This is a genomic window from Enterococcus sulfureus ATCC 49903 (assembly GCF_000407605.1).
In the GTDB taxonomy this organism is placed as follows: domain Bacteria; phylum Bacillota; class Bacilli; order Lactobacillales; family Enterococcaceae; genus Enterococcus_G; species Enterococcus_G sulfureus.
This window is the reverse complement of the sequence record NZ_ASWO01000007.1, coordinates 130,104-155,829: the sequence shown is the minus strand read 5'-3', so window position 1 is coordinate 155,829 and position 25,726 is coordinate 130,104. Positions and strand designations below refer to the sequence as shown.

The following is a 25,726-nucleotide window of genomic DNA, read 5'->3' as shown; positions in this document are numbered from 1 at the left end:
TCTTAACATAGGTTTTTTTACGAAAATAACGTATAATGACACTACCTTTATAAGAAGAAAGGATGAGGAAATGGCACTTTATCAGAAATTTGTAGCGCATACGAAATTAAGAAGAGTGGTAGTCTTGTTTTTATTGTTACTCTTATTTTATATCTTTCGCAGTATGCTGAGTTTATTTTTACTAACCTTTATCTTTACCTTTTTAGCGTATAAAACGATTCGTAAATTACGCAAATTTTTACCAGTTTCTTCTTTTATACTGACGATCGTCTTATATGGATTAGTCGTCTATCTAGCTTATTTTGCGTTAACGAAGTATGTTCCGATGTTGATCAATCAAACGATCCAAATGGTCAACTCTGTCGTTGACTTTTATGAACAAACTCCTGCAGAATCCAATGATTTTTTTGCTTTTATTCAAAAATATATTGAGCAATTCAATATATTAGGGCAACTTCAGAAAAGTGCGACGTTGATTTTAGCGTATATTCAAAATTTTGGAAAATTAGCAACAGCGATCGTAATGTCATTTATTTTAAGTTTTTTCTTTTTAATAGAAGAAAAGAAAACGTGGCACTTTTCTCGTTTGTTTTTAAAAGGTGAAGTTGCTTGGTTTTTTGAAGATATTCGCTATTTTGCACATAAGTTTGCCAATACATTTGGTGTCGTGATCGAGGCGCAATTTTTAATTGCGATCATCAATACTACCTTGACGATTATTTCCTTGTCTTTAATGGGATTTACTCAATTGCCAAGTTTAGCGATTATGATTTTCGTCTTAAGTTTGATTCCGGTGGCAGGGGTTATTGTATCGATTATTCCATTATCCTTTATTGCGTATTCACAAGGTGGTTTGCACGATGTCATTTTAGTATTGATTATTGTTGTAGTGATTCACTTGATTGAAGCATACCTGTTGAATCCTAAGTTGATGTCTAGTAAAACAGAATTGCCTATTTTTTATACCTTTGTCGTGTTATTAATTAGTGAACATTATTTCGGTACATGGGGATTAGTAATGGGCGTTCCAGTCTTTGTTTTTTTATTAGACTTATTGAAAGTCAAACCGATTACGCATGATTAAAAAGCAGGAAATCAAAATTTTTGATTTCCTGCTTTTTATACGTTAGGCTTTTAGCATAGAACGATTAAATAGAGGAGGAAGCATAAATGAATATTTTTGTTATTGGTTCTACCGGGCGTGTCGCAAAAGAATTGATTCCAGCATTAGTTGAAGAAGGGCATCATGTCTTTGCAGGTGCACGTCAGCCTGAAAAAATCGTCGAGTCAGAGTTTGTGACACCAGTGAAATTTGATTTGGAATGGGAAGTACCCGAAATGGCTCAAGCATTAAAAAATGCTGAAGTAGTATATTTTGTAGCAGGTTCACGTGGCAAAGCATTGTTGCAAACGGATCTATTTGGAGCAAAGAAAGCAATGGAAGCTACGGAAAAAGCTGGAATCGGACGCTATATCCAACTCAGCTCAGCTAATTCACTGCAGCCTGAAACCTGGAAAGGGACTGCTCTTGAAGCCTTGATGGATTACAATATCGCAAAATTCTTTGCAGATCACTGGTTGATGGATCATACCAATCTGGAGTATACGATTTTACAACCTGGAAGTTTAGAAGAAGCTCCTGCTACTGGGAAAATTTCTTTAAATAGTGGTGAATTAGGTAAAAATACGATTCCAGACGTGGCAAAAACACTGGCAGTGTTGCTCACTACCGATAAAACAAAAAATCAAGTAATCGCGATGCGAAACGGTGACGAAGAAATCGAAACGGCTGTGCACGCATTATAGTCTAAAAGAAACTTAGCTTAAATCGTTGATTAAGTTAAGTTTCTTTTTATTTTTGAGGACTTCAAGGCGAATTTTTTTATTTCAACTAGTTATTTTTCTCACAATTGGGTAGAATAAAGAAAAAGCTAAAGGAGAATCAACATGTCTGAATTACCAAAGTGTCCAATATGTCAAAGTAGTTATACTTATGAAGATCGCGGCGTATTTGTTTGTCCAGAATGTGGTCATGAATGGTCAGAGATCGAAGAAGAAGGCTTAGTTGTTCGTGATAGCAACGGAAACCTCTTATCTGAAGGAGACAGCGTTACTGTAATCAAAGATTTAAAAGTAAAAGGGTCGAGTACTCCTTTAAAACAAGGAACTAAAGTAAAAAATATCCGTTTAGTAGAAGGTGATCATAACATTGATTGTAAAATCGATGGCTTTGGTCCGATGAAGTTAAAATCAGAGTTTGTTAAAAAATTATCGTAATACAAAGGAGAAATTATGACATATATTGCGTTTTTTGATGTAGATGGCACACTTTGTACTAGTAGTGGAGATGTATTGCCGTCAACTGTCGAAGCGATTCAAGCGTTTCGAAAAGCTGGTAACTTAGCGTATATCTGTACGGGCCGTTCAAAACCTGAAATTTTAGATAGTATCTTAGCGATCGGGTTTGATGGAATCATCGGTGCAGGCGGTGGATACGTTACGATTGAAGATGACGTTTTGATCCATCAAACGATGCCTAAGCCTATGGTGCTCGATATGATTCGTTACTTCGATCAACACGACATTGGCTATTATTTAGAATCAAATGACGGGTTATTTGCAAGCGAAAATTGTGAACGTAAAATTACAGAATCTATCACTAAAATTGCAAAAGATACAAATGTTGAAGTGGAACCATTATTAGAAAAAATGACATGGTTTGTGGAACTTGTAAAACAATTTGAGGATATCGTGATTGATTATGGTAATGTGAATAAAATTTCGTTCATCAATAATACTGTACCGTTCCTAGAAATCGAACGACGTTATGGTGAAGAATTTCATATGTATCAGTCAACGGTAGCTCTATTTGGTCCAGAAAGTGGCGAAATCGCAGTACGTGGGGTCAACAAAAAAACGGCGATCGACTTTGTGCTAGAAACGTTGAATATTCCAAAAGAACATGCCATCGCTTTTGGTGATGGGGATAACGATCTAGCGATGTTTGACGCGGTAGGCTATAAAGTAGCGATGGATAATGCAACACCGCGTTTGAAAGCTGCAGCAAATGAAGTGACTGCGGATGCCGATGAAGACGGGATTGCAAAAAGTATGGCGAAAAAATTATGGGAACAACAATAAAGAGAGTGTGACAGAAGTCTGTCACACTCTCTTTATTTTGTCCAGATTTGTGTTAAATAATCGAATGTCAAAAATTCAGTAGACGAAACAAGTGGAATCGTATCTCCTAAAACTTCTGGTTTGCCTACACCAACTGGCTGGGCACCACTTTTTATGATTGCTTCGATTCCAGCTCGTGCATCTTCGATTCCAATACATTCTGCAGGGTCTAATCCAACTTCTTTTGCTGCTAAAATAAAAATATCTGGTGCTGGTTTACCGTGAGCGACTTTAGCTGGATCGGCAATGGCATCAAATGTGTCGAATAACTCCATTTTTTTTAGTAAAAACGGTCCATTTTTACTAGCAGAAGCTAAAGAACATTTGATTCCAGCTTGTTTTAAAGCCGTTAATAATTCAGTGATCCCAGGATAAATATCTTGAGGTGTCACGTTTTGGATCATTTCGACGTAGTATTCATTTTTTCGTGCTGCAAGTTCTGCTTTTTCAGTTTCAGAAAAATTAGCTTCGACACCACCATGAGCAAGTAAACGTGCAAGAGAATCTTCACGACTGACCCCTTTTAATTGTTCATTGAAATGACGATCAATGGTCACACCAATCTCGGCTCCAAGTTTTTTCCATGCTTGATAATGATACTCTGCTGTATCCGTAATCACACCATCCAAATCAAATAGTACGCCTTTAAACATCTCCATCTTCCTCTCATAGATCGTTTTCTTTTATAATAGGCGCAAACGATTGCGTTAGTCAACTAAAAATTTTTTTGCTTTAAATAAAATATATATTTAAAAAAATTAAGGGTTTACAAATTTCGGATTGCCGATTATAATTCAAATAGCGAAACCGGTTGCATTGATATGGAGGGGGATCTATATGAAAAAAATGTTTAGTTTTGAGTTTTGGCAGAAATTTGGTAAAGCGTTAATGGTCGTAGTTGCAGTGATGCCAGCTGCTGGATTGATGATCAGTATTGGAAAATCGATTCCATTGATCGATCCAAATTTAGCACCTTTAGTGACTACAGGTGGGGTTATTGAAAATATTGGTTGGGCAATTATTGGCAATCTAAGTTTATTATTTGCATTAGCCATTGGGGGAAGTTGGGCTAAAGAAAGAGCAGGCGGTGCATTTGCAGCGGGACTTGCTTTTGTATTGATCAATCGCATTACAGGATCGATCTTTGGTGTGACAAATGATATGTTGGCCAATGAGGAGGCATTTACGCATACTTTATTTGGTACAAAAATCATGATCAAAGGATTTTTTACAAGCGTATTAGAGGCACCAGCATTGAACATGGGTGTTTTTGTAGGAATTATTGCTGGTTTTGTGGGAGCAATGGCATTTAATAAATATTACAATTATCGTAAATTGCCAGATGCGCTGTCTTTCTTTAATGGAAAACGTTTTGTACCATTTGTTGTTATTGCATGGTCAACAGTAGTCGCATTAGCATTAGCAATAATTTGGCCGTATATTCAAGCTGGAATCAATAACTTTGGGTTATGGATTGCACAATCACAAGATAGCGCGCCAATTTTGGCACCATTTTTATATGGAACGCTTGAACGCTTATTGTTACCATTTGGGTTGCATCATATGCTAACGATTCCAATCAATTATACGCAACTCGGAGGAACTTATGAGATCTTATCAGGTGCGCAAGCAGGAACACAAGTATTCGGGCAAGATCCTTTATGGTTGGCTTGGGCAACTGATTTAGTGAACCTAAAAGGTGCTGGAGATATGAAACAATATGAATTTGTATTGACCAATTGGACACCAGCGCGTTTCAAAGTAGGACAAATGATTGGTTCATCAGGGATTTTAATGGGGATGGCTTTGGCGATGTATCGTAATGTCGATGTAGACAAACGGGCGAAATACAAATCAATGTATTTATCAGCTGCATTAGCGGTATTTTTAACAGGTGTAACTGAACCATTAGAATTTATGTTCATGTTCGCGGCAGTTCCATTGTACGTCGTGTATGCGTTCATTCAAGGAGCGGCATTTGCAATGGCGGATATCTTACCATTACGTGTACATTCTTTTGGAAATATTGAATTATTAACACGTACACCACTGGCAATCAAAGCAGGAATTGGTGGCGATTTGATCAACTTTGTGATTTGTGTGATTGGATTTGGACTCTTTACCTATTTCCTAGCCAACTTTTTGATCAAAAAATTCAATTTTGCAACGCCTGGTCGAAATGGAAATTATGATAATGATGACAGTCAACAAACAACGTCTGTCAACGCTGGCCAATTAGATCCACAAATCGTTCAGATCATTCATTTATTAGGTGGAAAAGCAAATATCAAAGATGTCGATGCCTGTATGACACGATTAAGAGTCAGTGTAAATGATCGGACAAAAGTTGGGACAGAAGAGGCTTGGAAAAAAGCAGGTGCAATGGGTTTGATTGTCAAAGACAATGGTGTTCAAGCAGTTTATGGTCCTAAAGCAGACGTCTTAAAATCAGATATCGAAGATTTACTTTCTTCAGGTGCTGAGATTCCAGAAACTATAGTTGTTCCAACTGAATCAACTGATGTCACACATACTTTTTTAAATCAGGAACTCGATCTATTTCCAGTCGCAAAAGGTGAAGTGTTGTTATTAGAACAAGTCGATGATCCAGTCTTCTCTCAAAAAATGATGGGAGATGGTTTTGCCATCACACCTAGTGAAGATGAAATTGTGGCACCACTAGCTGGAAAAGTAGTTAGTATTTTCCCAAGTAAACATGCAATCGGATTGCATACGAATGAAGGATTAGATGTATTGATCCATATGGGGATTGATACAGTTGAATTAAAAGCCGATGCATTTACAATCGCCGTTAACGAAGGAGATGACGTAAAAGTAGGCCAGTTATTGGCAAAAATGGATCGTCACACTATACAACAAGAAGGGAAACAAACTACGGTTATGGTTGTCTTTACGAATAGCGAAAAAGTAGAAAGCGTGAAGGTAACACCGAGCACGGTTAGAACAGTAGAGCATAAAATTGGTACCGTAACGATTTAAAAAACAAAACAAAAAAGACGGAGAAATGCCGTCTTTTTTGTTTGGAAAGCGAGTATAGTATGAAAATTTTGACTTTAAACACGCACAGTTGGATCGAAGAAGCTCCTATTGAAAAATTTGAGCTGTTACTAGACCATCTATTCACTGAAGATTACGATGTCATTGCACTTCAAGAAGTCAATCAGCGCTTGGATGCACCATGTATTAAATTTCCGATGACTTTTTGCCAAGTTGAACATCAAGTGTCATTACGTGCGGATAATTTTGCTCATTGTTTAGTAGAAAGACTAAGAGAAAAAGGACTGTCTTATTATTTTGGTTGGCAGATGTCTCATATTGGATATGATATCTTTGAAGAAGGAAATGCAATTTTAGCAAAAAAACCATTTGTAGCAGAGGCGATAACCGTATCGCCACAAGTCGATCCTCATGACTATCGCACTAGAGTGAATCTAGTGGCTACTTTTGTGACTAGTTCTCCAAAAAAAATTGCAAGTTGTCATTTTTCTTGGTGGGAGACTAAGACAAAAGGATTTGCTGTAGAGTGGGAACATTTTGTTCAACGGTGTGTCTCTAACTCTCAAGATGTAATCGTATGTGGGGATTTCAATAATCCAGCGTTGAGTGAAGGCTATCAACAAATTCTTGAATCTGAAACCTTGAGGGATAGTTATCAACTTGCGAAAACAAAACAAGGTGAAGCAACGATTTTAAAAAAAATAGATGGTTGGGAACAAAATACAACACCTTTACGTATCGATTATATTTTCGTGCCGGATAAAACTGTGGTTACACGGTATCAACGCGTACTAGATGGAGAACATTCTCCAATCGTTAGCGATCATTTTGGAATCCAGATTGAGTTAGAAAAATAAAGGAGTGTGACAGATTTCTGTCACACCCCCTAGAAAAATCAAGACATGCTGTGCCAAAAGGAGCTAATCTATTTTGGCATAGCTTTTTTAAAATGCAGCTGTAATAAAGCTGATTCCAATTAGCATAAAGTAAAAACCTACCAAAAAGGCTAAAGTCAGTGCTGCAGATAAAGGATTAAAGAGCAATAAAATACCCACTAAGATTCCAATAATGCTGATGACTAACATAAACCAATAATAACTATTGCTGACTTTTTGGAAATTCGGTGCAATCATGAGGCCACCAATCGAATCTAAGATAAACCAAAATGAAAATACGAATGGTAACGCAATCAATCCTAAAGGAATATTAAACAACAAAATCAATCCAAATAGAATATCGACAATGCCCATAAAGATGATCCAACTTTTAGAAGATCCAGTAAATTCTTCCATTTTTTTACGATAAAACAACTCAAAAATTCCTTTGACTAGCGCAACAAAGCCAAAGAAAATCACTAAAGCGATCAAATCGCCAGCTGGATCACGAAAGGCCATTAAAGCCATAAAAATAAAAATAATTCCTAAAATAAAATAGCTCCATTGAAATTTACGCATGATTCTCTTCCCCCTTACTCGTTGTCTTCACTATAACGCGTTTTTTACAAGATGAAAAGGATTCTTACTAGGATTGTGCGATCAAAACTGTAAGGCTGAAGATAATAAAAGTTATTGTTAAAGAATTGTTTAAAAAGTAACAAAGTTTTATTTTTTTCATGAAATAGGTTGACGAGATGAAAAATCATTGCTATTATCGGGTCGAAGAACAGAATAAAGATTTGTTAGGTGAGGCTCCTATACAAACACAGGCTACTGCCCAAAAATGTCGAGAGACGCCAATGGGTAGAACAGGGATTGTCGAGTACAAGGCTTTCCATAAGGTAGCTAAAAGAGAGTGATTTCTTTTTACGTTGTATAGTGCCAAAACTCAACGAATAGATCTCATTTTTGACATGTTTTTTTGTGCCGTAAAAAAGTGCGACCGTTCGCTGAGTCTAGCGAACGGTCTTTTTTGTAGTGGATGCAAATGAGTGAAAACAAATCTTTAACGTAATGTGAAAAAAAATACAATAATGAGGTGGTTAAATGGGAGACGATCCACAGAATAATAAGGAAGTGATCAGGAGGTAGGACGATCTTCTTCTGATCGAATAGACGATGAGGAAAGAAGGGAAACCAATGGCAAACAAACAAAAAACTAATTATGAATTATTTGCACGTAAAACCATCCAAAATATTTTAGAATATTTCGATACATCTCATAAAGGACTCACGGCTGAACAAGCAGATCAAATGCGTGAACGCTATGGGGATAATAAAATCAGCAGTGGGAAAAAAACACCGTTTATTTTAGAAGTGATCAAAGCATATATCACACCATTTACTTTAGTGTTGATTAGTTTAGGGATTATTTCATTTTTTACAGAATTTGTTTTACCACCAAAAGGCGATAAAGATTTATTTGGTGTGATTATCATTTTTACTATGGTTATTGTGAGTGGAACGATGACATTGATCCAATCGGTGAAGTCGAGTCAAGCAGCAGAAAAACTAACGTCGATGGTGAAAGTGACGTCACTTGTGAAACGAGATGGTGAATACAATGAGATCCCGATGGAAGATATCGTATGCGGCGATCGAGTGAAATTGGCAGCAGGGGATATGATTCCAGCGGATATGCGGATCATTTCAGCAAAAGATCTTTTTATTTCGCAGTCTGCTTTGACTGGTGAAAGCTATCCAGTGGAAAAACGAGCGGAAGAAGTTGGCAATACGCGTGATTCAGAAACAAGTTTTGAAAATTTGGTTTTTATGGGAAGCAATGTAATCAGTGGAAGTGCAGAAGGAATCGTGGTATCCACAGGAAATGCGACATTATTTGGAAATGTAGCGCAAGCGTTGTCTGATGCGCCGATTCAAACTAATTTTGAAATTGGAATCCATAAAACATCGATTTTATTGATTAAATTTATGGCCTTAATGGCACCGACTGTAATCGTCATCAATGGCTTGACGAAAGGGGACTGGATGGAAGCTTTTTTATTCGGGCTTTCAGTTGCTGTAGGTTTAACACCTGAGATGTTGCCTATGATCGTGACGACGAATTTAGTCAAAGGCGCGACCGCAATGGCGAAAAAAGGAACGATTATTAAAAATCTAAATTCAATCCAGAACTTTGGTGCGATTGATGTGTTATGTACGGATAAAACAGGAACGCTAACACAAGATAAAATTATTTTAGAATATCATTTAGATTGCGATGGTCATGAAGATCAGCGAGTATTACGTCATGCTTATTTGAATAGTTATTACCAAACAGGATTGAAAAATTTGATGGACGTAGCGATTATCGAATCAGCAAAAGAAGAATTACAAACTGATCGCATGACGTATGAAAAAATCGACGAGATTCCCTTTGATTTTGAACGTCGGCGGATGAGTGTGGTCGTACAAGATCAACATCATAAAACCCAAATGATTACAAAAGGCGCGATCGAAGAAATGCTTGAAATCTCAAGTTTTGTTGATTTACGCGGCGAAGTCGTAGCCTTAACTGAAGCAGTTAAACAAGAAATATTAGGGAAAGTTCGTGACTTAAATGAAGATGGGTTGCGTGTATTAGGTGTCTCACAAAAAACGAATCCTAGTGTGGTTGGTGAATTTTCGGTAAAAGATGAAAGTGAAATGGTATTAATCGGGTATTTAGCCTTTTTAGATCCACCGAAAGAATCTACTAAACAAGCGCTAGAAGCACTACATGCACATGGTGTTGATGTGAAAGTATTGACTGGTGATAATGCACTTGTAACAGAATCGGTTTGCAAGCAAGTTGGACTTGGTGCGGAGCGTTTGGTAAGTGGCGAACAAATCGCGCAAATGGATGATGAAACGCTACAAGGCGTCATTGAGCGTCATAATGTTTTTGTGAAATTAAATCCTCAACAAAAAAGTCGTATTACGAAACTATTACGTGAAAATGGGCATACAGTAGGGTTTTTAGGCGATGGGATCAATGATGCGCCAGCAATGAAAGTGGCTGATGTTGGGATTTCTGTGGATACTGCAGTAGATATTGCCAAAGAGTCAGCAGATGTGATTTTACTTGAAAAAGATTTAACGGTATTAGAACGAGGAATCGTCACTGGGCGCGAAACGTTTGGGAACATTATGAAGTACATTAAAGCTACCGCAAGCTCGAACTTTGGAAACATGTTCTCAGTAATTGTTGCGAGTACCTTTTTACCATTCTTACCGATGTTGCCGTTACAAATTTTATTCTTGAACTTGATCTATGATATTTCATGCGTGTCGATCCCTTGGGATAAAATGGATCGTGAATATTTAGAAGAGCCAAAAAAATGGGAAGCTTCTAGTATTGGGAAATTCATGGTTTGGTTTGGCCCAACCAGTTCTGTTTTTGATATTACCACGTATTTATTGATGTACTTTTTGATTTGTCCGGCTGTTGCAGGTGGATCTTATCATACATTAGATGCGCAACAAAAAATTATTTTTATCGCAGTCTTTCATGCAGGTTGGTTTGTGGAATCGTTATGGTCACAAACATTGGTATTGCATGCCTTACGTACGCCAAAACTACCATTTATCCAAAGTCATGGTTCGTTCATTATGACCTCGATCACAACATTAGGAATTGCAGTTGGAACCGTGTTACCATTTACCGCATTTGGTGAAGATCTAGGATTGATGGAGCTCCCAGGAACCTATTGGTTATGGTTAGCGTTAACGATCGTTGCTTATCTCATGTTAGTCACTGTCGTGAAAAAACTATATATTTCACGTTACCAAGAATTATTATAAGGATAGAAAAAGAACACACTAAATTGGTCTCAAGCCAAATTAGTGTGTTTCTTTTTGTGAAATCGGTACAATAATGACAGAGATAAGGGGAGGGGCATACATGTTAGAATCTTTGAATGAGATATTTCAACTTTTTGGAGCAACTGTTATTGTACCGATCATGATTTTTATCATCAGTCTTTGTTTACGTGTACCGGTAAAAAAAGCGATTGAAGGGAGTATTTATGCCGGTGTAGGATTGACTGGGTTTGGATGGATCATTTCTGCTTTTACACCGTTGATTACACCGATCGTAAAGCAAATGGTTGAAACAACAGGCATCGATCGTTCTGTCGTTGATATAGGCTGGCAGACCGGATCTTTGACAGCTTTTTCGACTTCGATCGGATTATCTTTTTTTATATTTGGGTTAGTTATTGAATTAATCTTATTTTTAGTGGGTATCACTCGTGTCTTTGTGCCATCTAACTTATGGAATAATTTTGGATATATGGTATGGGGCGCTGTGGCGTATCAAGTGACACATCAATTTTGGTTATCCTTTGGTTTGATGATTTTTTTATTGCTTTATACGCTATTATTATCTGAAGTGATTGCCGATCGATGGTCTGATTACTATGGAATCAAAAATGCAACGATCAATTCGATTCACAATATTGAGTCGGCTATTCCTGCTTTATTATTTGATCCAATTTGGAATAAATTAGGGTTAAATAAGGTCTCATTTAATCCTTTATTTTTAAAAGAAAAATTAGGATTATTTGGTCAACCGACTACTTTAGGTGCTATATTAGGCTTGATTATTGGAGTTTTAGGAAATTTGACTCGATTGTTTACGATTGAAGCATGGGGGCAAATTCTAACCTTTACTGTTGCGCTAGCTGCGGTCATGACAATCTTTCCTTTAGTGACCGATGTTTTTTCAAAAGCCTTTGTACCAATTGCACAAGCTGTCGAAAAAAATCGCAAGCAAGATGCCGACTCAGCTAAAAAACGTTGGTTTTTAGCAGTAGATGATGGGGTTGGTTATGGTGAACCGGCTACGATTTTATCGGGAATTTTACTAATTCCCATACTCGTTGTCTTAGCATTGATTTTACCTGGAAATAAAACACTACCAGTCGTTGATCTGATTTCGATTCCCTTTATGATTGAATCTATGGTGGCTTTATCCAAAGGAAATATGGTCAAAATATTACTCAATGGGACGATTTGGTTAGGTTTAGGGTTATATGCGAGTAGTTATATGGCGCCATTTTATACGGAAACCGTTATGACTTACGGAAGTGCATTACCTGCGGGCATCGTTTTGGTTACAAGTTTTAATTTGATGGCTCGACCATTAACTGTAGCCATTTTTGCTTTATGGATTACGAAAAATCCGTTGATCATTGGAAGTATGATCGGTATTTACCTTGTATTACTGTATTTCCTACGCACGCATCGTGAAGTTATCTATGCTTATTTAAAACGAAATGCTGAAAAAAACCGAGCGCATTGATGCTCGGTTTTTTATTGATATAAAGCAGTTCTGATTTGTTGATACACGTGCTTTGCATCAGTTACTTCTAAGATGACGGCTTGATATTCATCACCAATCAGGTGTAACACAAGGCCTTCTTTCCCTTGACGCATGTTCACAAATAATTTTCCTTCGTGTGTAAAAAAGGTACCTTCTGCTACAATACCAGGTAATGCCGTCCCAATTTTAAAGCTGTACCAATTAAGGTAATCGCTAGTCTTTAACTCAGGAACATATTCAACTGAGTCGATGGAATCAAAAGGAATCTCAAATTCACTTTTTAAAGCGAAAATTTTGTTGATCCCTACTAGACGAATCCGTACATATCCTTCTTCAACAGTGACTTCGGTCATTGAGATCGCCTCCAATAAATCGTTTTGTTCAGTGTAGCATAATTTAGTGAGAAAGGCTTTCATTTAGACAATCTAAATAGACAAAAATAAAAGACTTTACCATAATAAAAAGGATGAATATGTAAAGGAGTAATTATGAATAGTTTAGAATTGAAGCAAGTGACGTATCAAGATCAAGACCAAGTGATTTTAGCTCCACTGGATCTTACTGTAGAAAAAGGGGCGTTTCTTACACTAATCGGCCCTTCTGGAAGTGGGAAAAGTACGATTTTAAAACTTATTGCCTCGTTACTGACGCCTTCTGCAGGCACCATTATATTTGAAGGGAAAAAACAAGCTGAGTATTCGTATACCAAATATCGTCAAGAGGTCTCTTATTGTTTTCAGCAACCCTCTTTATTTGGAAAAACCGTACGAGACAATCTTGAATTTCCTTATTTAGTACGCAATCAGCAAGCAGATGACTCTCAAATGATCCAAGCATTAGCAAAAGTTGATCTAGCTGAATCTTATTTAGAAAAAAAAGTCACGCAATTATCGGGAGGAGAACGACAACGTGTGGCATTGCTTCGTAATGTCTTGTTTCAACCAAAAGTTTTACTATTAGATGAAGTCACAGTTGGATTAGATGAAGAAAGTAAAAAAATCGTTCAACAATTGATTCAGGAGTTATCGCAAAAACAAGTGACGATCCTCCAAGTGACTCACGATCAAAGTGAGATTCAAGCCGCAAAACAACTTATTGAAATAAAAGGAGGCAAACGAGTATGACTTCTCAAATTAATGTAAGTACAGGGTCGTTAGTGATTTCATTTGCATTGGTATTGATCGCGATATTCATTAGCATGCGTGAAAAACTAGATCTTTCAAAAGACATTATAGTGAGTATTTTGCGTGCGGTAATTCAGCTCGTGATCGTAGGATATGTATTAAAATATATTTTTCAAGTCAATCAAGTGTGGTTAACCATTGCGATGAGTTTATTTATTGTCGCCAATGCTTCGTACAACGCACACAAGCGTAATCCAAGTCAAACGAAGACATATTGGCATTCATTTGCGGCTATTTTTATTAGTACGTATATCACGCTAGGCATTTTATTAGCAGCAGGAGCGATATCTTTTATTCCATCTCAGATCGTGCCGATCACTGGGATGATTGCGAGTAATTCGATGATCGCAATCGGTTTATGTTATCGCCAACTAGCGTCACAATATGAAGATCAACGGCAACAAGTTCTTGAAAAATTAGCGCTTGGAGCATCGATTAAATTGGCTTCAAAACCTATTTTAAGACAAAGTATCAAAACTGCCATGCAACCGACGATTGATTCGGCTAAAACAGTCGGACTTGTCAGTCTTCCGGGCATGATGTCAGGCTTGATTTTTGCTGGACTTGATCCCGTTCATGCCATCAAATATCAAATCATGGTGATGTTTATGCTACTATCTACGACGAGTCTAGGCTCGATTATTGCCGGATACTATGCCTATAAGACTTATTTTACTAAAGCGCATCAGTTAAAATAATCGTATGAGCATTGCTTTTTTTGGATCGAAACTATAAGATAGAAAAGAATTCATAAAAAAGTAAAGTATTCACGCAAAGGAGAGACGATATGTCGAAAGGATTTTCTGTTAAAACTGTTGTTGCGATTGGGATCGGAGCAGCTGTTTATGTTATTTTAGGACGTTTTGTTACCATTCCAACGGGTATTCCGAATACAAATATTCAAACAACTTATCCATTCCTTGCATTGATGGCCGTTTTATTTGGTCCCGTTGCAGGTGGATTGATCGCGTTGATTGGTCATGCATTAACAGATTTTACCACTTATGGTGCTCCTTGGTGGAGTTGGGTAATTTGTTCTGGTATTTTAGGGGTTATTTTTGGATTAGCTGGTCGTAAAATCGATTTAGCTCATGGAGTATTTGAGAAGAAACAAATCATTTCGTTTAATATTGCCCAAATTTTAGGGAACCTTTTGGTTTGGATCTTGATCGCACCAACATTAGATATCTGGATCTATAGTGAACCCGCAAATAAAGTATATACTCAAGGTGTGATTTCGGCATTAGTAAATGCACTATCTGTTGCAATCATCGGCACGATTTTGATGAAAGCATATGCTGCAACACAAACAAAACAAGGTAGTCTAAGAAAAGATTGATCTTGAGAGGCCGAAAACTCAGGACGAGTGCCCGAGTTTTTGGCCTTTTTAGGTAGAGGAGGACGCATGAAAAAACCAATTATTGAATTTGAAGACTTCAGTTTTCAATATTTTACTCAAGCTGAGCCGACGTTACTTGCACTGAACGTGACAATTTATGAAGGTGAAAAAGTATTGGTTATCGGACCATCTGGAAGCGGAAAATCTACATTTGCGCATTGTATCAATGGACTGATTCCTAATCAATACGAAGGAAATGCAACAGGGAAATTTAGACTCAATGGTCGAGAAGTTTTTCACGATTCACTGTTTGAGCGTTCATTTGAAACGTCGACAGTATTACAAGATACAGACGGACAATTTATCGGGTTAACAGTTGCTGAAGATATTGCATTTGCTTTAGAAAATGATCAACAACCATTAGCGTATATGAACACTCAAGTTGAAAAATGGGCCGAAATTGTCGATATCAATCATCACTTGTCTCATCGACCACAAGACTTATCTGGTGGCCAAAAGCAACGTGTTTCGATGGCAGGAGTGTTGATCAATGAAGCACCGATATTGGTGTTTGATGAACCGCTAGCTAATTTAGATCCACATGCTGGAAAAGAAGCGATCGCATTAATCGACCGTATACATAAAGAAAGCAATACCACTATTTTAATTATCGAACACCGTTTAGAAGAAGTTTTAAGTCATGATGTCGACCGCATATTATTGTTTCATGAAGGAAGTATTGTGGCAGATGTAACGCCAACTGACCTATTGGCTTCAACAAAATTAAGTGAATACGGCATTCGAGAACCGCTTTATATCAGTGCATTACGGTATGCTGGAGTGGATCTTAAAACATTACCTACTTTAACACCATTAGCTAAACTAACTGGGGACAGTATTCGACCCTATCTAACACAGTGGCAAGAGCAATTGATGCACATGACGCCATCTATCGTGAAAGAACCGTTAGTACAATTGACGAAATTTAGTGCCGGCTACCAGAAAAATCAACCGACAATCAAAGATATCACAACCACGATCTATCGTAATGAACGAATCAGTATCGTTGGAAAGAATGGTGCTGGAAAGTCAACATTGATCAAAGCGATTTGTGGTTTTTTACCAAATGAGGGTGACATCGAATTTGCTGGACGCTCCATTAAAAAAGCTTCGATTAAAGAGCGAGCAGAGGTTATTGGTTATGTCATGCAAAATCCGAATCAAATGATTTCACAAAAAATGATTTTTGACGAAGTCGCTTTAGGGTTAGTATTGCGTGGGATTTCAGAAGAGAGAATCAAAGAAAAAGTTGAACGTGTGTTAAAAATTTGTGGATTGTATACCTTTCGGAATTGGCCGATTTCTGCTTTAAGTTATGGACAAAAAAAACGTGTGACGATTGCTTCGATATTAGTGTTGGAACCTGAGATTATTTTATTAGATGAGCCGACTGCTGGACAAGATTTTTATCATTATACTGAAATGATGACATTTATTGATACACTAGCTAAACAAGGAAATACGATCATCATGGTGACACATGATATGCATCTCATGTTAGAATATAGCGATCGTGTCTTAGTGGTCGACGAGGGAAAATTGATTGCTGATTCAACTCCAGTCGATGTGTTGACCGATCCAGAGTTGATTCAAAAAGCTTCATTAGAAGAGACAAGTCTATTTACGTTAGCTAAACAATTTCAGTTACATGATCCAGTAGAATTTACACGTCAATTTATTGCTCATGATCGGAAGGTGAGAAAAAAATGAATCAACAAACGCTAGGATATCATCCTGGAGAAACTATGATCCATCACATCAATGCAACAGCAAAACTAGTTTTTTTATTGGTTGTGACGATAGCATGTATGACGACCTATGACACCCGCTTTTTAGTTGTCATAAGTGTGGTATCATTGGCTTTAGTAAAATTATCTGGGATTAAATGGCATCAAGTCTCGTTTGTCGTGAAATTTATTGCATTTTTCTCAGTGTTAAATTTAATTGCGGTCTATGTCTTTCAACCCGCATATGGCTCACAACTTTATGGAAGCGAGCATGTGTTGATTTCAGGGATAGGGCGCTTCACTCTTACTCAAGAAGAAGTATTTTATCTATTTAATTTATTGTTGAAATATTTTTGTACGATTCCACTTACCTTGATTTTTTTACTGACCACAAATCCTAGTTCTTTTGCGGCTAGCTTGAATCAAATTGGGATCAGTTACAAAATTAGTTATGCAGTCTCACTTGCATTACGATATATCCCAGATATCCAAGAAGATTTTATGAATATCTCACAAGCACAGCAAGCTAGAGGATATGAGATGTCAAAAAAAGGTAAATTCTCTCAACGAATCAAAGGAACTGCGCGTATTGTGTTACCGCTAATTTTTTCTAGTCTAGAGCGAATTGAAGTCATCAGTACGGCGATGGAGTTACGTCGTTTTGGACAACATAAAAAACGAACATGGTATGTCTCTCAACCGTTTCGTCCACTAGATTATGTCGTCATGATTTTTGCGCTACTCATTTTAGGGATTAGTCTCGCTTTATTTGCGGTAAATGGTGGGCGTTTTTACAATCCATTTCATTAATGAGAAATGAGTACAAAAATAGAGTCGGATCGATAAATAAAAGTGAGGCCGAAAGAGTATGAGTAAAAAAATAACAACATCTTCTCGATTTTGGAATAAAACAACCCAACGTCTATCATTAGGATTTTCTGGTATTGTGGCGCTTTTTGGGATTCAACAAGAAGAACAAGTCATCGCCGCAGAACAATCCGATCGTTTAACAGGTAAGCAAAATGAATTAAATATGCAGACAGAAAAATTGTATGTTTATCAAAAGCAGACGAAAATTCCGGCGGCAAAAGAATTAAGCCAAGCATCAACTAAATTAGTGGCTTCAGCACCAATAGTGCAAGAAAATGAAGAGATGGTCGTTAAACCACTCCAATCTACATCTCACTCGAATTCAATTCAAGAGTCGAGCAGTCCGCATAGTGAAGAAAGTCAATCGAGTATAAGCCAATCGACAAGTCAAAAAGCAAGTCAAGCAATCAGCCAAAAAGCGAGCCAGTCGACAAGTCAAAAGGCAAGTCAAAGTGTGACCAATATGCAAAGTCAATCTAAATCTGATCAAGGTGTACACGTGAGTCAGACAAATAGCTCTGAACTATCTTCTGTTTCAGAAAGTAACACGATAAAAAGCGAAAATAGTCAAACCTCTTTTGTTGCTAGTGTGATGCACTCACAGTCACTTAGTTTATCTGCAAGTGAATCGTTGAAGGTACTAGAAAATTCACAGTTAGCTACAAGTGAACTTGTAAGCGACGCATTGAGTGATGATTTTGATCTTGATTTTTGGTTAAGCTAAAGTTAGGGGAACCTTAACTTTAGCTTTTTTATTGTTTAAGGAAAGTTTTAGTTATTCGTGAATTTTCGAACTTTTATTGAATATTTTCTAGAATCTCGCTAAGATAGGGAAGAAAAGAAACGCAAAATTGAATAAAACTTGTTAGGTGAGGCTCCTATACAAACACAAGCTATTGTTCAGAAACGTCGAAAGACGCCAACGGATGAAACAGAGATTGTCGAATTAAGGCTTTTTCAAAATAGCTAAGGTTATCCTTTACGTTGTATAGTGCTAAAACTCGGACGAAGAGATACGATGATCTAAAGGTCAGCTCCTTGTTCGGTGGGGGACTGACTTTTTTTATTGGATTTTTATAGTTAGGAGGCGAAGGTGTGCGACGTGTCAAACAGCTCGATTGGTTCTTATTACTCCCTTATCTGATTTTATCAGTTATTGGATTATTAGAAATCTATAGTGCGAGTTCATATCATTTAATAGCTAGCGATCGAGCAGCAACAAGTTTATTAATCAAACAATTTATCTTTATGTTACTAAGTTGGATTGTGATTGGTGTAACATATTCTATGAAATTACGTTATTTTTTACAATATCGAATTGCCAAGATTGGGATTTTTCTTTCTTTGGTCACACTAGTCATGGTTAAAATCGGTCTTTTCGCGGTCACCGTAAATGGTGCACAGCGTTGGCTCTCGATATTCGGGTTTCAATTCCAACCAGCAGAATTAGCCAATCTGGCATTGATCTTATATTTAGCTTATATTTTTCGGTCTTCGACTCAATTACCGAAATATGTGATCCGCCCGCTCTTGGTTGTGGCCGTAATGGCTATTTTAGTATTGTTTCAACCAAAAATCGCAGGAGCATTTATGATTTTATTTATTGCTAGTATGATGTGTTGGGCAGCATTACTTCCATTAAAAAAAGGCGCCATTCTTGCTGGAGGAGCTGTAGGTGGTATTTTGCTACTTGCCCTATTGGTCATGGTGTTAGGAAGTCATGATCTATTGCCGAGTATTTTTGCACATGCATATGATCGAATTGCCATCGTACGCAATCCTTTTTTGGATGAACATGGCTCAGGGTATCAAATGGCAAATTCATATTATGCCTTGTACAATGGTGGACTATTTGGACGTGGTATTGGCAATAGTATTACGAAAAAGGGCTACTTGCCGGAATCAGAAACCGATTTTATTTTTTCGATACTTACAGAAGAACTTGGTCTTTTCGTAGCACTTGCAGTAATTTTTTTATTGTTTATTCTATGTTTGCGTCTGTTTCAACTGGCAACAAAAACAGCCAATCAACAAGCCGCGTTGATTTTATTAGGTATTGGTCTTCTGATTTTTTCACAAACGTGTATCAATCTAGCGAGTATCTTAGGCTTTATTCCAATGACAGGAGTACCATTACCGTTCATTAGCTATGGTGGGACAAGTTACCTCATTTTATCTTTTGCGATTGGCTTATCATTAAATATTTCAGCAAATCAAAAGCGAGGTGATTTAGATGTCTAGAGTTCAACAAAGGCGCGAAACAATCAATTATGCCTTATTTTTACCTATTTTTTTATTGCTACTTGTTAGTGTATGGGTCCAATATCAAGCGGCAGTACTAGATGGAAATCCAGTACAAACAATCGTGATCAAGCAATTGATTTTTGCTTTTGGGATGTTGGTGATTTTATTTTGTGCTAGTTTGATCCCGTTTCGCTACTGGGTAAAATACGCTTATGTACTCTATGGTCTTTCTTTGATTCCTATGGTATTGCTACAAGTCTTTTACGATCCAACGATGTATCAATTAACTGGAACAAAACGTTGGTTGCATTTAGGTCCCATTACGTGGCAACCATCTGAACTAGTCAAAATTACGTTTGTCTTAGCAGTTGTTTTATTGACGATTACGATTCGACAAGAAAAAACACGCTATACGATAAAAGATGATTTATTGTTTATGCTAAAGATCTTTTTGTTGTCCTTACCAACGTTTATTTTAATGCTTTTACAAAGAGACTTTGGAACGAGTATTGTATTCGTTTGGGCATTGATGGCTATCTTTGTGATTTCTGGCGTGGATTGGCGTATTTTACTTACAGGATTTTTAATTGTGGCTACTGCGGCAAGTGCTTTATTACTTTTTGTATTTACAAAGTGGGGACAAGAAATTTTGTATCAGTTGCATTTCAAAGAATACCAACTTGATCGCGTACGTGCTTGGATCGATCCATTTGCCTATAAGGATACGATTGCGTATCAACAAGTCCGAAGTATGTTGGCGACAAGTTCAGGAGGAGTTTTCGGTCAAACTTTAGATGCACAATCCATCTATGTTCCAGTTCGAGAATCGGATATGGTCTTTACTGTTGTAGCCGAACGTTTTGGCTATCTAGGCAGTTGTACGGTACTGTTTACTTATTTTTATTTGTTCTATCAAATGATTATGACAGGATTAAAAACCAATCAACGGGCAAGTTTGTATTATTGTGTAGGATTTATTTTTATTATGTTGTTTCAAGTATTTGAAAATATTGGTGCTGCGATTGGAATCTTACCATTGACTGGTATTCCATTACCATTTTTAAGTCAAGGTGGCACTTCTTTACTGACAATCGGGTTAGGGTTAGGAATCATTTTGGGGATGAAACCACAATCTAATAACTGATCATTTCAAGATCTGAAAGGAAGAAAGAATGAAAGTATTTCGTAGAGTTTTATTAGGTATCATTGCTGTTGTTGTTGTGATTATTGGCTATATCGGTGTAGAATTTTTTATGGGGTATCAAGCGGCAAAAGAGGTCAACGGTTCTCAAGCCAATGCCCCCAAGGTGGTGAAACGAAAAGATATTCCAGATATCTTACAAGTCGCTTTGGTGGGATCAGACGCTCGTTCTTTAGATGAAAATGGACGCTCCGATTCATTGATGGTAGGACAATACAATCAAAAGAGTCATGATGCGAAATTAGTCTCGATCATGCGTGATTCATATGTCGATATTCCAGGTTATGGTCAAGACAAAATCAATGCAGCTTATTCCTATGGTGGATATCCACTGCTACAAGAAACATTAAAAGATAATTTTGCTATGGATGTCCCGTATTATGTAACCATTACATTCCAAAGTTTTATTGATTGTGTCAATGAAATTTTTCCTAAAGGTGTAACAATCGACGCAGAAAAAGAAATGGAATTAGATGGTGTAGAGATCCATCCAGGTGTTCAAAAAATGGATGGCAATACGTTATTGCAATATGCTCGTTTTCGTGAAGATGAAGAAGGAGATTTTGGACGTGTAAGACGTCAACAACAAGTCGTGACGGCACTAGCCGATCAAGTAAAAGATGTGACATCGATTTTAAAATTACCTAAAGCTGTTGGAAAATTAATGGGAAGTATCCAAACGAATTTACCACAAAGCTTTTTAGTGGAATGTGGATTAGATTTTGTACAAGGTGAAGTAAAAGAAATCAATACACTAGCCGTTCCTGTGGAAGGTAGTTGGGATTTCAATGACAATACACCATCTGGTAGTGTGTTAGAGTTAGATTTAGAACAAAATCAACAGGCAATCAAAAAATTTTTGAATGAAGAGTAAGCTTACAAGAATGATCGTAGAATACATGGTCAGATTCGGTTTAAACGTACTATAATCTACTCAACGTTTACAACATTGGGAGGAATAATTATGTGTACAGCAGCAACAATCCATTCATTACAAAACCATCCTTTCTGGGCTCGAACAATGGATTTTCCGATTGATTTTTTTGAAAGTGGAGGCGAAGTTCTGTATCTGCCAAAAGCGAAACCACTTGAAATGTTATCTGGCACAATTACCGCGAAATATGATTTTTTTGGTATGGGACTGCCAAATTCTTATATGTTGACAGATGGTGTCAATGAAGTAGGGTTAACAGGGGGCTTGTTTTTCTTTGAAGAAGCCACCTGGGCAAATGAAGCAAGTCTAAAGAAAAAAGATAAAGTACCGGTAGTATTAGATGAACTTGTGTCTTATTTCTTAGCACAATGCCAAAGTATTGAAGAAGTAGGAGCACTTGCTACACGTTTAGCTGTGATCGAAAAAAGTACTTCGCCAGAAAATGGACTCACACCATTACATTTGATGTTTACTGACGCAAATGGCCGTTCAATCGTTTTAGAACCTGTAGAAAATGGAGAATTTACGATTCATTACCAAACAACAGGCACGATGACAAATAGTCCGACCTATGATTGGCACGTGACGAATCTTAGAAATTATGTCAATTTATCGGATTATACCATTGCCAAATCACAAGTGGGCGATTTGACGATTAAAGATATCGAAAGTGGCTCAGGATTGTTAGGATTACCTGGTGATTATACAAGTCCATCACGATTTATCAAAATTACGATGCTGACAAAAATGATGAATCAAGTCTCAGACGAACAAGCACTAAATGCTTTATATACAGCATTTCATTCGGTTATTATTCCTAAAGGAGTTGAAAAAGATACACCGACTGTCGGCGATTCAACTTCTTATTGGGCAGGATATGATATAAAAAATCGACGCTTGCAATTGCTTCCAATCGCCTCACAAACCTTTACAACTGTTTCATTAGATGAATTGCAACATGCATTTGGCGATGAACCGCAGCATTTTCCAATCAATTTAAACGAAAATCTATACCATCATATCGTTGAATAAGTAAGCTCAATACAAATACTCCAGAGATATAGCACTTGTGGCTACGTCTCTGGAGTATTTTTTTACCAGCTAAAACTTTCGTAATAAATTTGTTCCTTAGCAATACCATGATCAATCAAAAAGGCTTCATATGCAAGATTCATCGCCATTGGCCCTGCAATTAAATAAATTGCTTCTTCATGTAACGGAACATGTTCTTGTAATTGTGCCTTAGTAAATCGGCCTTTTTGTAAAAAAAGAGTTCGATTTTGTTCTTGGCTCCACGTTTCGAGTTGTTCGGTTTCTAAAAATTCTTTTTCTTTTTTGATCGAGTAAAAGAAATACATCGTTTTTTCTTTGAATTCGGATAAAATCGAAAAGAAAGGGACTACGCCGATCCCACCTCCAAGAAGGATGATTTCTTGTGAAGGAGTTGTTTTTTGAATCATTTCATGCAGCACACCATAACCTTTTGAGAAAGTGACGGGTGTATTTGGTGTCACAAAAGCGAGTTGGTTTGTAAAATCACCTACAGTTTCAATCAATAACTGAATAGAACCAGATTGTCGTGGATCATTGGCAACAGAAAATGGATGCGGTTCTTTTAAAGCTTGGATTTGTGGAAAAGATAAGAAAATAAAGTCTCCTGCATGGATTTTCTTTAAAGACGTACGAGGCGCTTTAATGACGATTTCTAAAATCGTGGGTGAAACAAATGAAATCTCTTTGATGACTCCAGGCATAAGCGAGCGGTTGGTAATCAATAGATACCACGCATAACTAGCAAACGTTAAAATCGTATACAACGTCAGTAAAAAGAAAAATAGTGGTAAAGTCCGTAAATAGTCGATCAGCCATACATGAATGTATACAACCAGTGTTGCCACGATATTCAGCCGGTGTAACCAAACAGAAAATTCATGTTTAAAGATTTTTTCGAGACTATTTTTGATCCATGCAGCTGGTTTTACACGACTCGTAAACCAACCACCTAAAAAGAATAACGAATAGACGATCAGTCCAGTAAAGACATAGAGTGAAAAATCACCACTGGTTTTGATCCAGCCTGCTGAAGGTGAAAGATATTTATGCAACCAAGCAAGAAGTAGGGCAAAGATCGATAGCATACCGTGCACTAGATACATGTCTGGTAAACCAACTTTTTTATCGAGCCACTTTGGTTTTGTTGCTAAATAGATAATAGCTAGCATCCAAGTATAAGCAATTAATCCTGCATTGATGCCAATTTTTTCACCTTGATATAAACTTGGTAACTCTTGATAGATGGCAAATAATAGCGGTAACGGTAACATAAATAAAATGAAAAGCCATAAACTATTGACGCGAAAGCGATGGTTGTGAATCATAGGTGATCACTCCTTGTTGATAATGATAGCTGTGTTGGTCATCTAAATAGGTAAGACCAGTTAAAGCTTCTTTTCGGATGAGGTGCTGAAATTGTGACTCATCTGCTGCAACACCGACTGTAGCCCAGCAGTCGGCTAGTGAAAGATAAGGGGCTAGAATCGTGACTTGTTGGGTTGTGTCGCGTTTTGTTTGGATGTGCATTCCTCTTTTAGTATTTCCAGATGTTGCAAGTGCTCCATTTTTTAACTCATAGGTCGCTACGATTGTTTTTTTTATTGGATGTTCGATTCCGATCGTCCATCTAAAATCACTACCTTTTTGCACGCCGACTTGCATATCACCACCACCATTGATCGAGCCGGCAATCAAAAGATTAGCATCGAGTAGTGGCTGGATATAACGAAAGAACGCTTCTTCGATCGCCCATCCTTTTACTAACCCAGTCGGATCATAGTTTCCGTTGTAAAAAGGATCAAACAAGCCTTCACTTTTTTCTTTTACTAACAGACATTGTGCAAAAATGGCTTGATACTCAGTATTTTGAATAAAAAAATCGGATACTCCTTGTCCAGATGCTGGATGATGATTGACTAGACTTGTGGGATCGTAAGCAGAGTAATCACGATTGATACGTGCTAAAAACGTATCGATTTGTCGAATCGTATCTGTTTTTAAATTAGGATCGATCGGTTCTTTTGTGACGAGATGGATCGTAAAGGGAATCGTCATATGAGACAAGACCGTAATATCATAATGAGGGTACATAGTTATTCCTCCTTTAACTTAGTGCTTGATTCAATGCATCTTGCAATGAACCGGTAAATCCATTATAGGTTTCTGTTGCACCTGAAACCAATTGGATCGAACTTGATTGGGCATCGATAGCTTCTTGTTTATAAGTTGGTAAAGCTTGTTGGTTGATCATTTGTGATTTACGATCGTTTGTAGGATAAGAAAGGACATCTACATTAGATAAGACACCATTTTGAATCGTGATTTGTACTTGGACATCGCCCCAACGTGTACTAGTTGAACTTCCTGTATAGGTACCATCTTTATAAGTAGAACTGGTAGTAGTATTGTCGCTGGCTGAAGTAGTGGGAGTACTTTCATTTTGAGAAGTATTCCTACTAGTGCTGTCTTCAGTTTGAGTATTGGTTTGACTATTGGATTGAGTTGCAGTCTGATTCGTTTGAGCTACAGCTACTGTTTGTGTCGCAGCTTGTGTATCACTGTCTTTTTTAATTAAGGTAAAATAGGTATCTGCTAGAATCGCTGCTCCAGTTAGAGAGAGGAGCATGATTTTTGTAGGTAGATGTTTCATGTTGATTCCTCCTAGAAATATGATAA

24 protein-coding genes and 2 riboswitches are annotated in these 25,726 nt (G+C 37.3%); of the genes, 18 read left to right on the top strand and 6 right to left on the bottom strand.

The window, feature by feature from the left end; translation table 11 throughout:
• Window positions 1-70: 70 nt before the first annotated feature.
• The 4 genes from I573_RS10740 (at window position 71) to I573_RS10725 (ending at window position 3,141) form a co-directional block, all read left to right on the top strand.
• Window positions 71-1,084, top strand: coding sequence for an AI-2E family transporter (locus I573_RS10740; protein ID WP_016186359.1), 1,014 nt, complete (start codon window positions 71-73; stop codon window positions 1,082-1,084).
• Between the two features lie 86 nt (window positions 1,085-1,170).
• Entirely contained in the window at window positions 1,171-1,806 is a 636-nt protein-coding gene (locus I573_RS10735) for an NAD(P)H-binding protein (protein ID WP_016186360.1), read from the top strand.
• A 141-nt stretch (window positions 1,807-1,947) separates the two neighbouring features.
• Window positions 1,948-2,277, top strand: coding sequence for a zinc ribbon domain-containing protein YjdM (locus I573_RS10730; RefSeq protein WP_016186361.1), 330 nt, complete (start codon window positions 1,948-1,950; stop codon window positions 2,275-2,277).
• Window positions 2,278-2,292: 15 nt separating this feature from the next.
• A complete protein-coding gene (locus tag I573_RS10725) occupies window positions 2,293-3,141 on the top strand; it encodes an HAD family hydrolase (protein ID WP_016186362.1) in 849 nt (282 codons plus the stop codon).
• 32 nt (window positions 3,142-3,173) lie between these two features.
• Here I573_RS10725 and pgmB read toward each other — a convergent pair whose 3' ends face one another.
• Entirely contained in the window at window positions 3,174-3,833 is a 660-nt protein-coding gene (pgmB, locus tag I573_RS10720; protein ID WP_016186363.1) for a beta-phosphoglucomutase, read from the bottom strand.
• A gap of 184 nt (window positions 3,834-4,017) precedes the next feature.
• Here pgmB and I573_RS10715 point away from each other — a divergent pair, with 184 nt between their 5' ends.
• On the top strand, window positions 4,018-6,180 hold the full coding sequence (locus tag I573_RS10715) for a PTS transporter subunit IIBC (RefSeq protein ID WP_016186364.1): 2,163 nt from the start codon (window positions 4,018-4,020) through the stop codon (window positions 6,178-6,180).
• Between the two features lie 59 nt (window positions 6,181-6,239).
• The gene (locus tag I573_RS10710) at window positions 6,240-7,055 is read left to right on the top strand and encodes an endonuclease/exonuclease/phosphatase family protein (protein WP_016186365.1); all 816 of its coding nucleotides are present in this window, start codon (window positions 6,240-6,242) and stop codon (window positions 7,053-7,055) included.
• An 87-nt stretch (window positions 7,056-7,142) separates the two neighbouring features.
• Here the strand turns inward: I573_RS10710 and I573_RS10705 are convergent, their stop codons facing one another.
• Window positions 7,143-7,652 carry an HdeD family acid-resistance protein gene (locus I573_RS10705; protein ID WP_016186366.1) on the bottom strand — a complete coding sequence of 170 codons (510 nt, stop codon included), beginning with the start codon at window positions 7,650-7,652 and terminating at the stop codon, window positions 7,143-7,145.
• A 213-nt stretch (window positions 7,653-7,865) separates the two neighbouring features.
• Window positions 7,866-8,041: riboswitch (M-box (ykoK) riboswitch) on the top strand.
• Between the two features lie 232 nt (window positions 8,042-8,273).
• On the opposite strand from I573_RS10705, the gene mgtA reads away from it, so the two are divergent.
• Window positions 8,274-10,916, top strand: a complete 2,643-nt coding sequence (gene mgtA, locus I573_RS10700) for a magnesium-translocating P-type ATPase (RefSeq protein WP_016186368.1) — start codon at window positions 8,274-8,276, stop codon at window positions 10,914-10,916.
• Between the two features lie 100 nt (window positions 10,917-11,016).
• The gene (locus I573_RS10695; RefSeq protein WP_016186369.1) at window positions 11,017-12,417 is read left to right on the top strand and encodes a PTS galactitol transporter subunit IIC; all 1,401 of its coding nucleotides are present in this window, start codon (window positions 11,017-11,019) and stop codon (window positions 12,415-12,417) included.
• A gap of 11 nt (window positions 12,418-12,428) precedes the next feature.
• Here I573_RS10695 and I573_RS10690 read toward each other — a convergent pair whose 3' ends face one another.
• On the bottom strand, window positions 12,429-12,791 hold the full coding sequence (locus tag I573_RS10690) for a hypothetical protein (RefSeq protein WP_016186370.1): 363 nt from the start codon (window positions 12,789-12,791) through the stop codon (window positions 12,429-12,431).
• A gap of 135 nt (window positions 12,792-12,926) precedes the next feature.
• On the opposite strand from I573_RS10690, the gene I573_RS10685 reads away from it, so the two are divergent.
• The 10 genes from I573_RS10685 to I573_RS10640 all read left to right on the top strand — a co-directional run bounded on the left by I573_RS10685 (window position 12,927) and on the right by I573_RS10640 (window position 23,029).
• Window positions 12,927-13,562: an ABC transporter ATP-binding protein gene (locus I573_RS10685; protein ID WP_016186371.1), complete on the top strand. Its 636-nt coding sequence runs from the start codon at window positions 12,927-12,929 to the stop codon at window positions 13,560-13,562.
• Window positions 13,559-14,320 (top strand): ABC transporter permease, encoded by a 762-nt coding sequence (locus tag I573_RS10680; protein WP_016186372.1) that lies wholly within the window; start codon window positions 13,559-13,561, stop codon window positions 14,318-14,320. The genes I573_RS10685 and I573_RS10680 overlap by 4 nt, the downstream gene beginning before the upstream one ends.
• An 89-nt stretch (window positions 14,321-14,409) precedes the next feature.
• Window positions 14,410-14,961 (top strand): ECF-type riboflavin transporter substrate-binding protein, encoded by a 552-nt coding sequence (locus I573_RS10675; RefSeq protein WP_016186373.1) that lies wholly within the window; start codon window positions 14,410-14,412, stop codon window positions 14,959-14,961.
• A gap of 66 nt (window positions 14,962-15,027) precedes the next feature.
• Window positions 15,028-16,731 carry an ABC transporter ATP-binding protein gene (locus I573_RS10670; RefSeq protein WP_016186374.1) on the top strand — a complete coding sequence of 568 codons (1,704 nt, stop codon included), beginning with the start codon at window positions 15,028-15,030 and terminating at the stop codon, window positions 16,729-16,731.
• On the top strand, window positions 16,728-17,558 hold the full coding sequence (locus tag I573_RS10665; RefSeq protein ID WP_016186375.1) for an energy-coupling factor transporter transmembrane component T family protein: 831 nt from the start codon (window positions 16,728-16,730) through the stop codon (window positions 17,556-17,558). The genes I573_RS10670 and I573_RS10665 overlap by 4 nt, the downstream gene beginning before the upstream one ends.
• A gap of 58 nt (window positions 17,559-17,616) precedes the next feature.
• A complete protein-coding gene (locus I573_RS10660) occupies window positions 17,617-18,342 on the top strand; it encodes a hypothetical protein (RefSeq protein ID WP_016186376.1) in 726 nt (241 codons plus the stop codon).
• A gap of 130 nt (window positions 18,343-18,472) precedes the next feature.
• Window positions 18,473-18,638, top strand: a riboswitch (M-box (ykoK) riboswitch).
• Window positions 18,639-18,713: 75 nt separating this feature from the next.
• On the top strand, window positions 18,714-19,859 hold the full coding sequence (locus I573_RS10655; protein WP_016186377.1) for an FtsW/RodA/SpoVE family cell cycle protein: 1,146 nt from the start codon (window positions 18,714-18,716) through the stop codon (window positions 19,857-19,859).
• Complete coding sequence (locus I573_RS10650) at window positions 19,852-21,006, top strand: FtsW/RodA/SpoVE family cell cycle protein (RefSeq protein ID WP_016186378.1); 1,155 nt, start codon at window positions 19,852-19,854, stop codon at window positions 21,004-21,006. Before I573_RS10655 ends, I573_RS10650 begins: the two co-directional genes overlap by 8 nt.
• Before the next feature lie 28 nt (window positions 21,007-21,034).
• Window positions 21,035-21,937, top strand: a complete 903-nt coding sequence (locus tag I573_RS10645) for an LCP family protein (protein WP_016186379.1) — start codon at window positions 21,035-21,037, stop codon at window positions 21,935-21,937.
• 90 nt (window positions 21,938-22,027) lie between these two features.
• Window positions 22,028-23,029 (top strand): linear amide C-N hydrolase, encoded by a 1,002-nt coding sequence (locus I573_RS10640; protein WP_016186380.1) that lies wholly within the window; start codon window positions 22,028-22,030, stop codon window positions 23,027-23,029.
• 62 nt (window positions 23,030-23,091) lie between these two features.
• On the opposite strand, the gene I573_RS10635 is transcribed toward I573_RS10640, so the two are convergent.
• Genes I573_RS10635 through I573_RS10625 form a run of 3 tightly spaced genes read right to left on the bottom strand, consistent with a single transcriptional unit; the run spans window position 23,092 to window position 25,700 of the window.
• Window positions 23,092-24,375 (bottom strand): ferric reductase-like transmembrane domain-containing protein, encoded by a 1,284-nt coding sequence (locus tag I573_RS10635; RefSeq protein WP_016186381.1) that lies wholly within the window; start codon window positions 24,373-24,375, stop codon window positions 23,092-23,094.
• Complete coding sequence (locus I573_RS10630) at window positions 24,344-25,141, bottom strand: FAD:protein FMN transferase (RefSeq protein WP_016186382.1); 798 nt, start codon at window positions 25,139-25,141, stop codon at window positions 24,344-24,346. The genes I573_RS10635 and I573_RS10630 overlap by 32 nt, the downstream gene beginning before the upstream one ends.
• A 13-nt stretch (window positions 25,142-25,154) precedes the next feature.
• Window positions 25,155-25,700, bottom strand: a complete 546-nt coding sequence (locus tag I573_RS10625) for an FMN-binding protein (RefSeq protein WP_016186383.1) — start codon at window positions 25,698-25,700, stop codon at window positions 25,155-25,157.
• Window positions 25,701-25,726: the final 26 nt, after the last annotated feature.

Coding starts and splice junctions, on each gene's coding strand:
- I573_RS10735 (WP_016186360.1), top strand. CDS start 1,171: ATGAATATTTTTGTTATTGGTTCTACCGGGCGTGTCGCAAAAGAATTG.
- I573_RS10645 (WP_016186379.1), top strand. CDS start 21,035: ATGAAAGTATTTCGTAGAGTTTTATTAGGTATCATTGCTGTTGTTGTT.
- I573_RS10675 (WP_016186373.1), top strand. CDS start 14,410: ATGTCGAAAGGATTTTCTGTTAAAACTGTTGTTGCGATTGGGATCGGA.
- I573_RS10680 (WP_016186372.1), top strand. CDS start 13,559: ATGACTTCTCAAATTAATGTAAGTACAGGGTCGTTAGTGATTTCATTT.
- I573_RS10710 (WP_016186365.1), top strand. CDS start 6,240: ATGAAAATTTTGACTTTAAACACGCACAGTTGGATCGAAGAAGCTCCT.
- I573_RS10730 (WP_016186361.1), top strand. CDS start 1,948: ATGTCTGAATTACCAAAGTGTCCAATATGTCAAAGTAGTTATACTTAT.
- I573_RS10640 (WP_016186380.1), top strand. CDS start 22,028: ATGTGTACAGCAGCAACAATCCATTCATTACAAAACCATCCTTTCTGG.
- I573_RS10630 (WP_016186382.1), bottom strand. CDS start 25,141: ATGTACCCTCATTATGATATTACGGTCTTGTCTCATATGACGATTCCC.
- mgtA (WP_016186368.1), top strand. CDS start 8,274: ATGGCAAACAAACAAAAAACTAATTATGAATTATTTGCACGTAAAACC.
- I573_RS10715 (WP_016186364.1), top strand. CDS start 4,018: ATGAAAAAAATGTTTAGTTTTGAGTTTTGGCAGAAATTTGGTAAAGCG.
- I573_RS10695 (WP_016186369.1), top strand. CDS start 11,017: ATGTTAGAATCTTTGAATGAGATATTTCAACTTTTTGGAGCAACTGTT.
- I573_RS10660 (WP_016186376.1), top strand. CDS start 17,617: ATGAGTAAAAAAATAACAACATCTTCTCGATTTTGGAATAAAACAACC.
- I573_RS10685 (WP_016186371.1), top strand. CDS start 12,927: ATGAATAGTTTAGAATTGAAGCAAGTGACGTATCAAGATCAAGACCAA.
- I573_RS10625 (WP_016186383.1), bottom strand. CDS start 25,700: ATGAAACATCTACCTACAAAAATCATGCTCCTCTCTCTAACTGGAGCA.
- I573_RS10665 (WP_016186375.1), top strand. CDS start 16,728: ATGAATCAACAAACGCTAGGATATCATCCTGGAGAAACTATGATCCAT.
- pgmB (WP_016186363.1), bottom strand. CDS start 3,833: ATGTTTAAAGGCGTACTATTTGATTTGGATGGTGTGATTACGGATACA.
- I573_RS10670 (WP_016186374.1), top strand. CDS start 15,028: ATGAAAAAACCAATTATTGAATTTGAAGACTTCAGTTTTCAATATTTT.
- I573_RS10635 (WP_016186381.1), bottom strand. CDS start 24,375: ATGATTCACAACCATCGCTTTCGCGTCAATAGTTTATGGCTTTTCATT.
- I573_RS10740 (WP_016186359.1), top strand. CDS start 71: ATGGCACTTTATCAGAAATTTGTAGCGCATACGAAATTAAGAAGAGTG.
- I573_RS10725 (WP_016186362.1), top strand. CDS start 2,293: ATGACATATATTGCGTTTTTTGATGTAGATGGCACACTTTGTACTAGT.
- I573_RS10650 (WP_016186378.1), top strand. CDS start 19,852: ATGTCTAGAGTTCAACAAAGGCGCGAAACAATCAATTATGCCTTATTT.
- I573_RS10690 (WP_016186370.1), bottom strand. CDS start 12,791: ATGACCGAAGTCACTGTTGAAGAAGGATATGTACGGATTCGTCTAGTA.
- I573_RS10705 (WP_016186366.1), bottom strand. CDS start 7,652: ATGCGTAAATTTCAATGGAGCTATTTTATTTTAGGAATTATTTTTATT.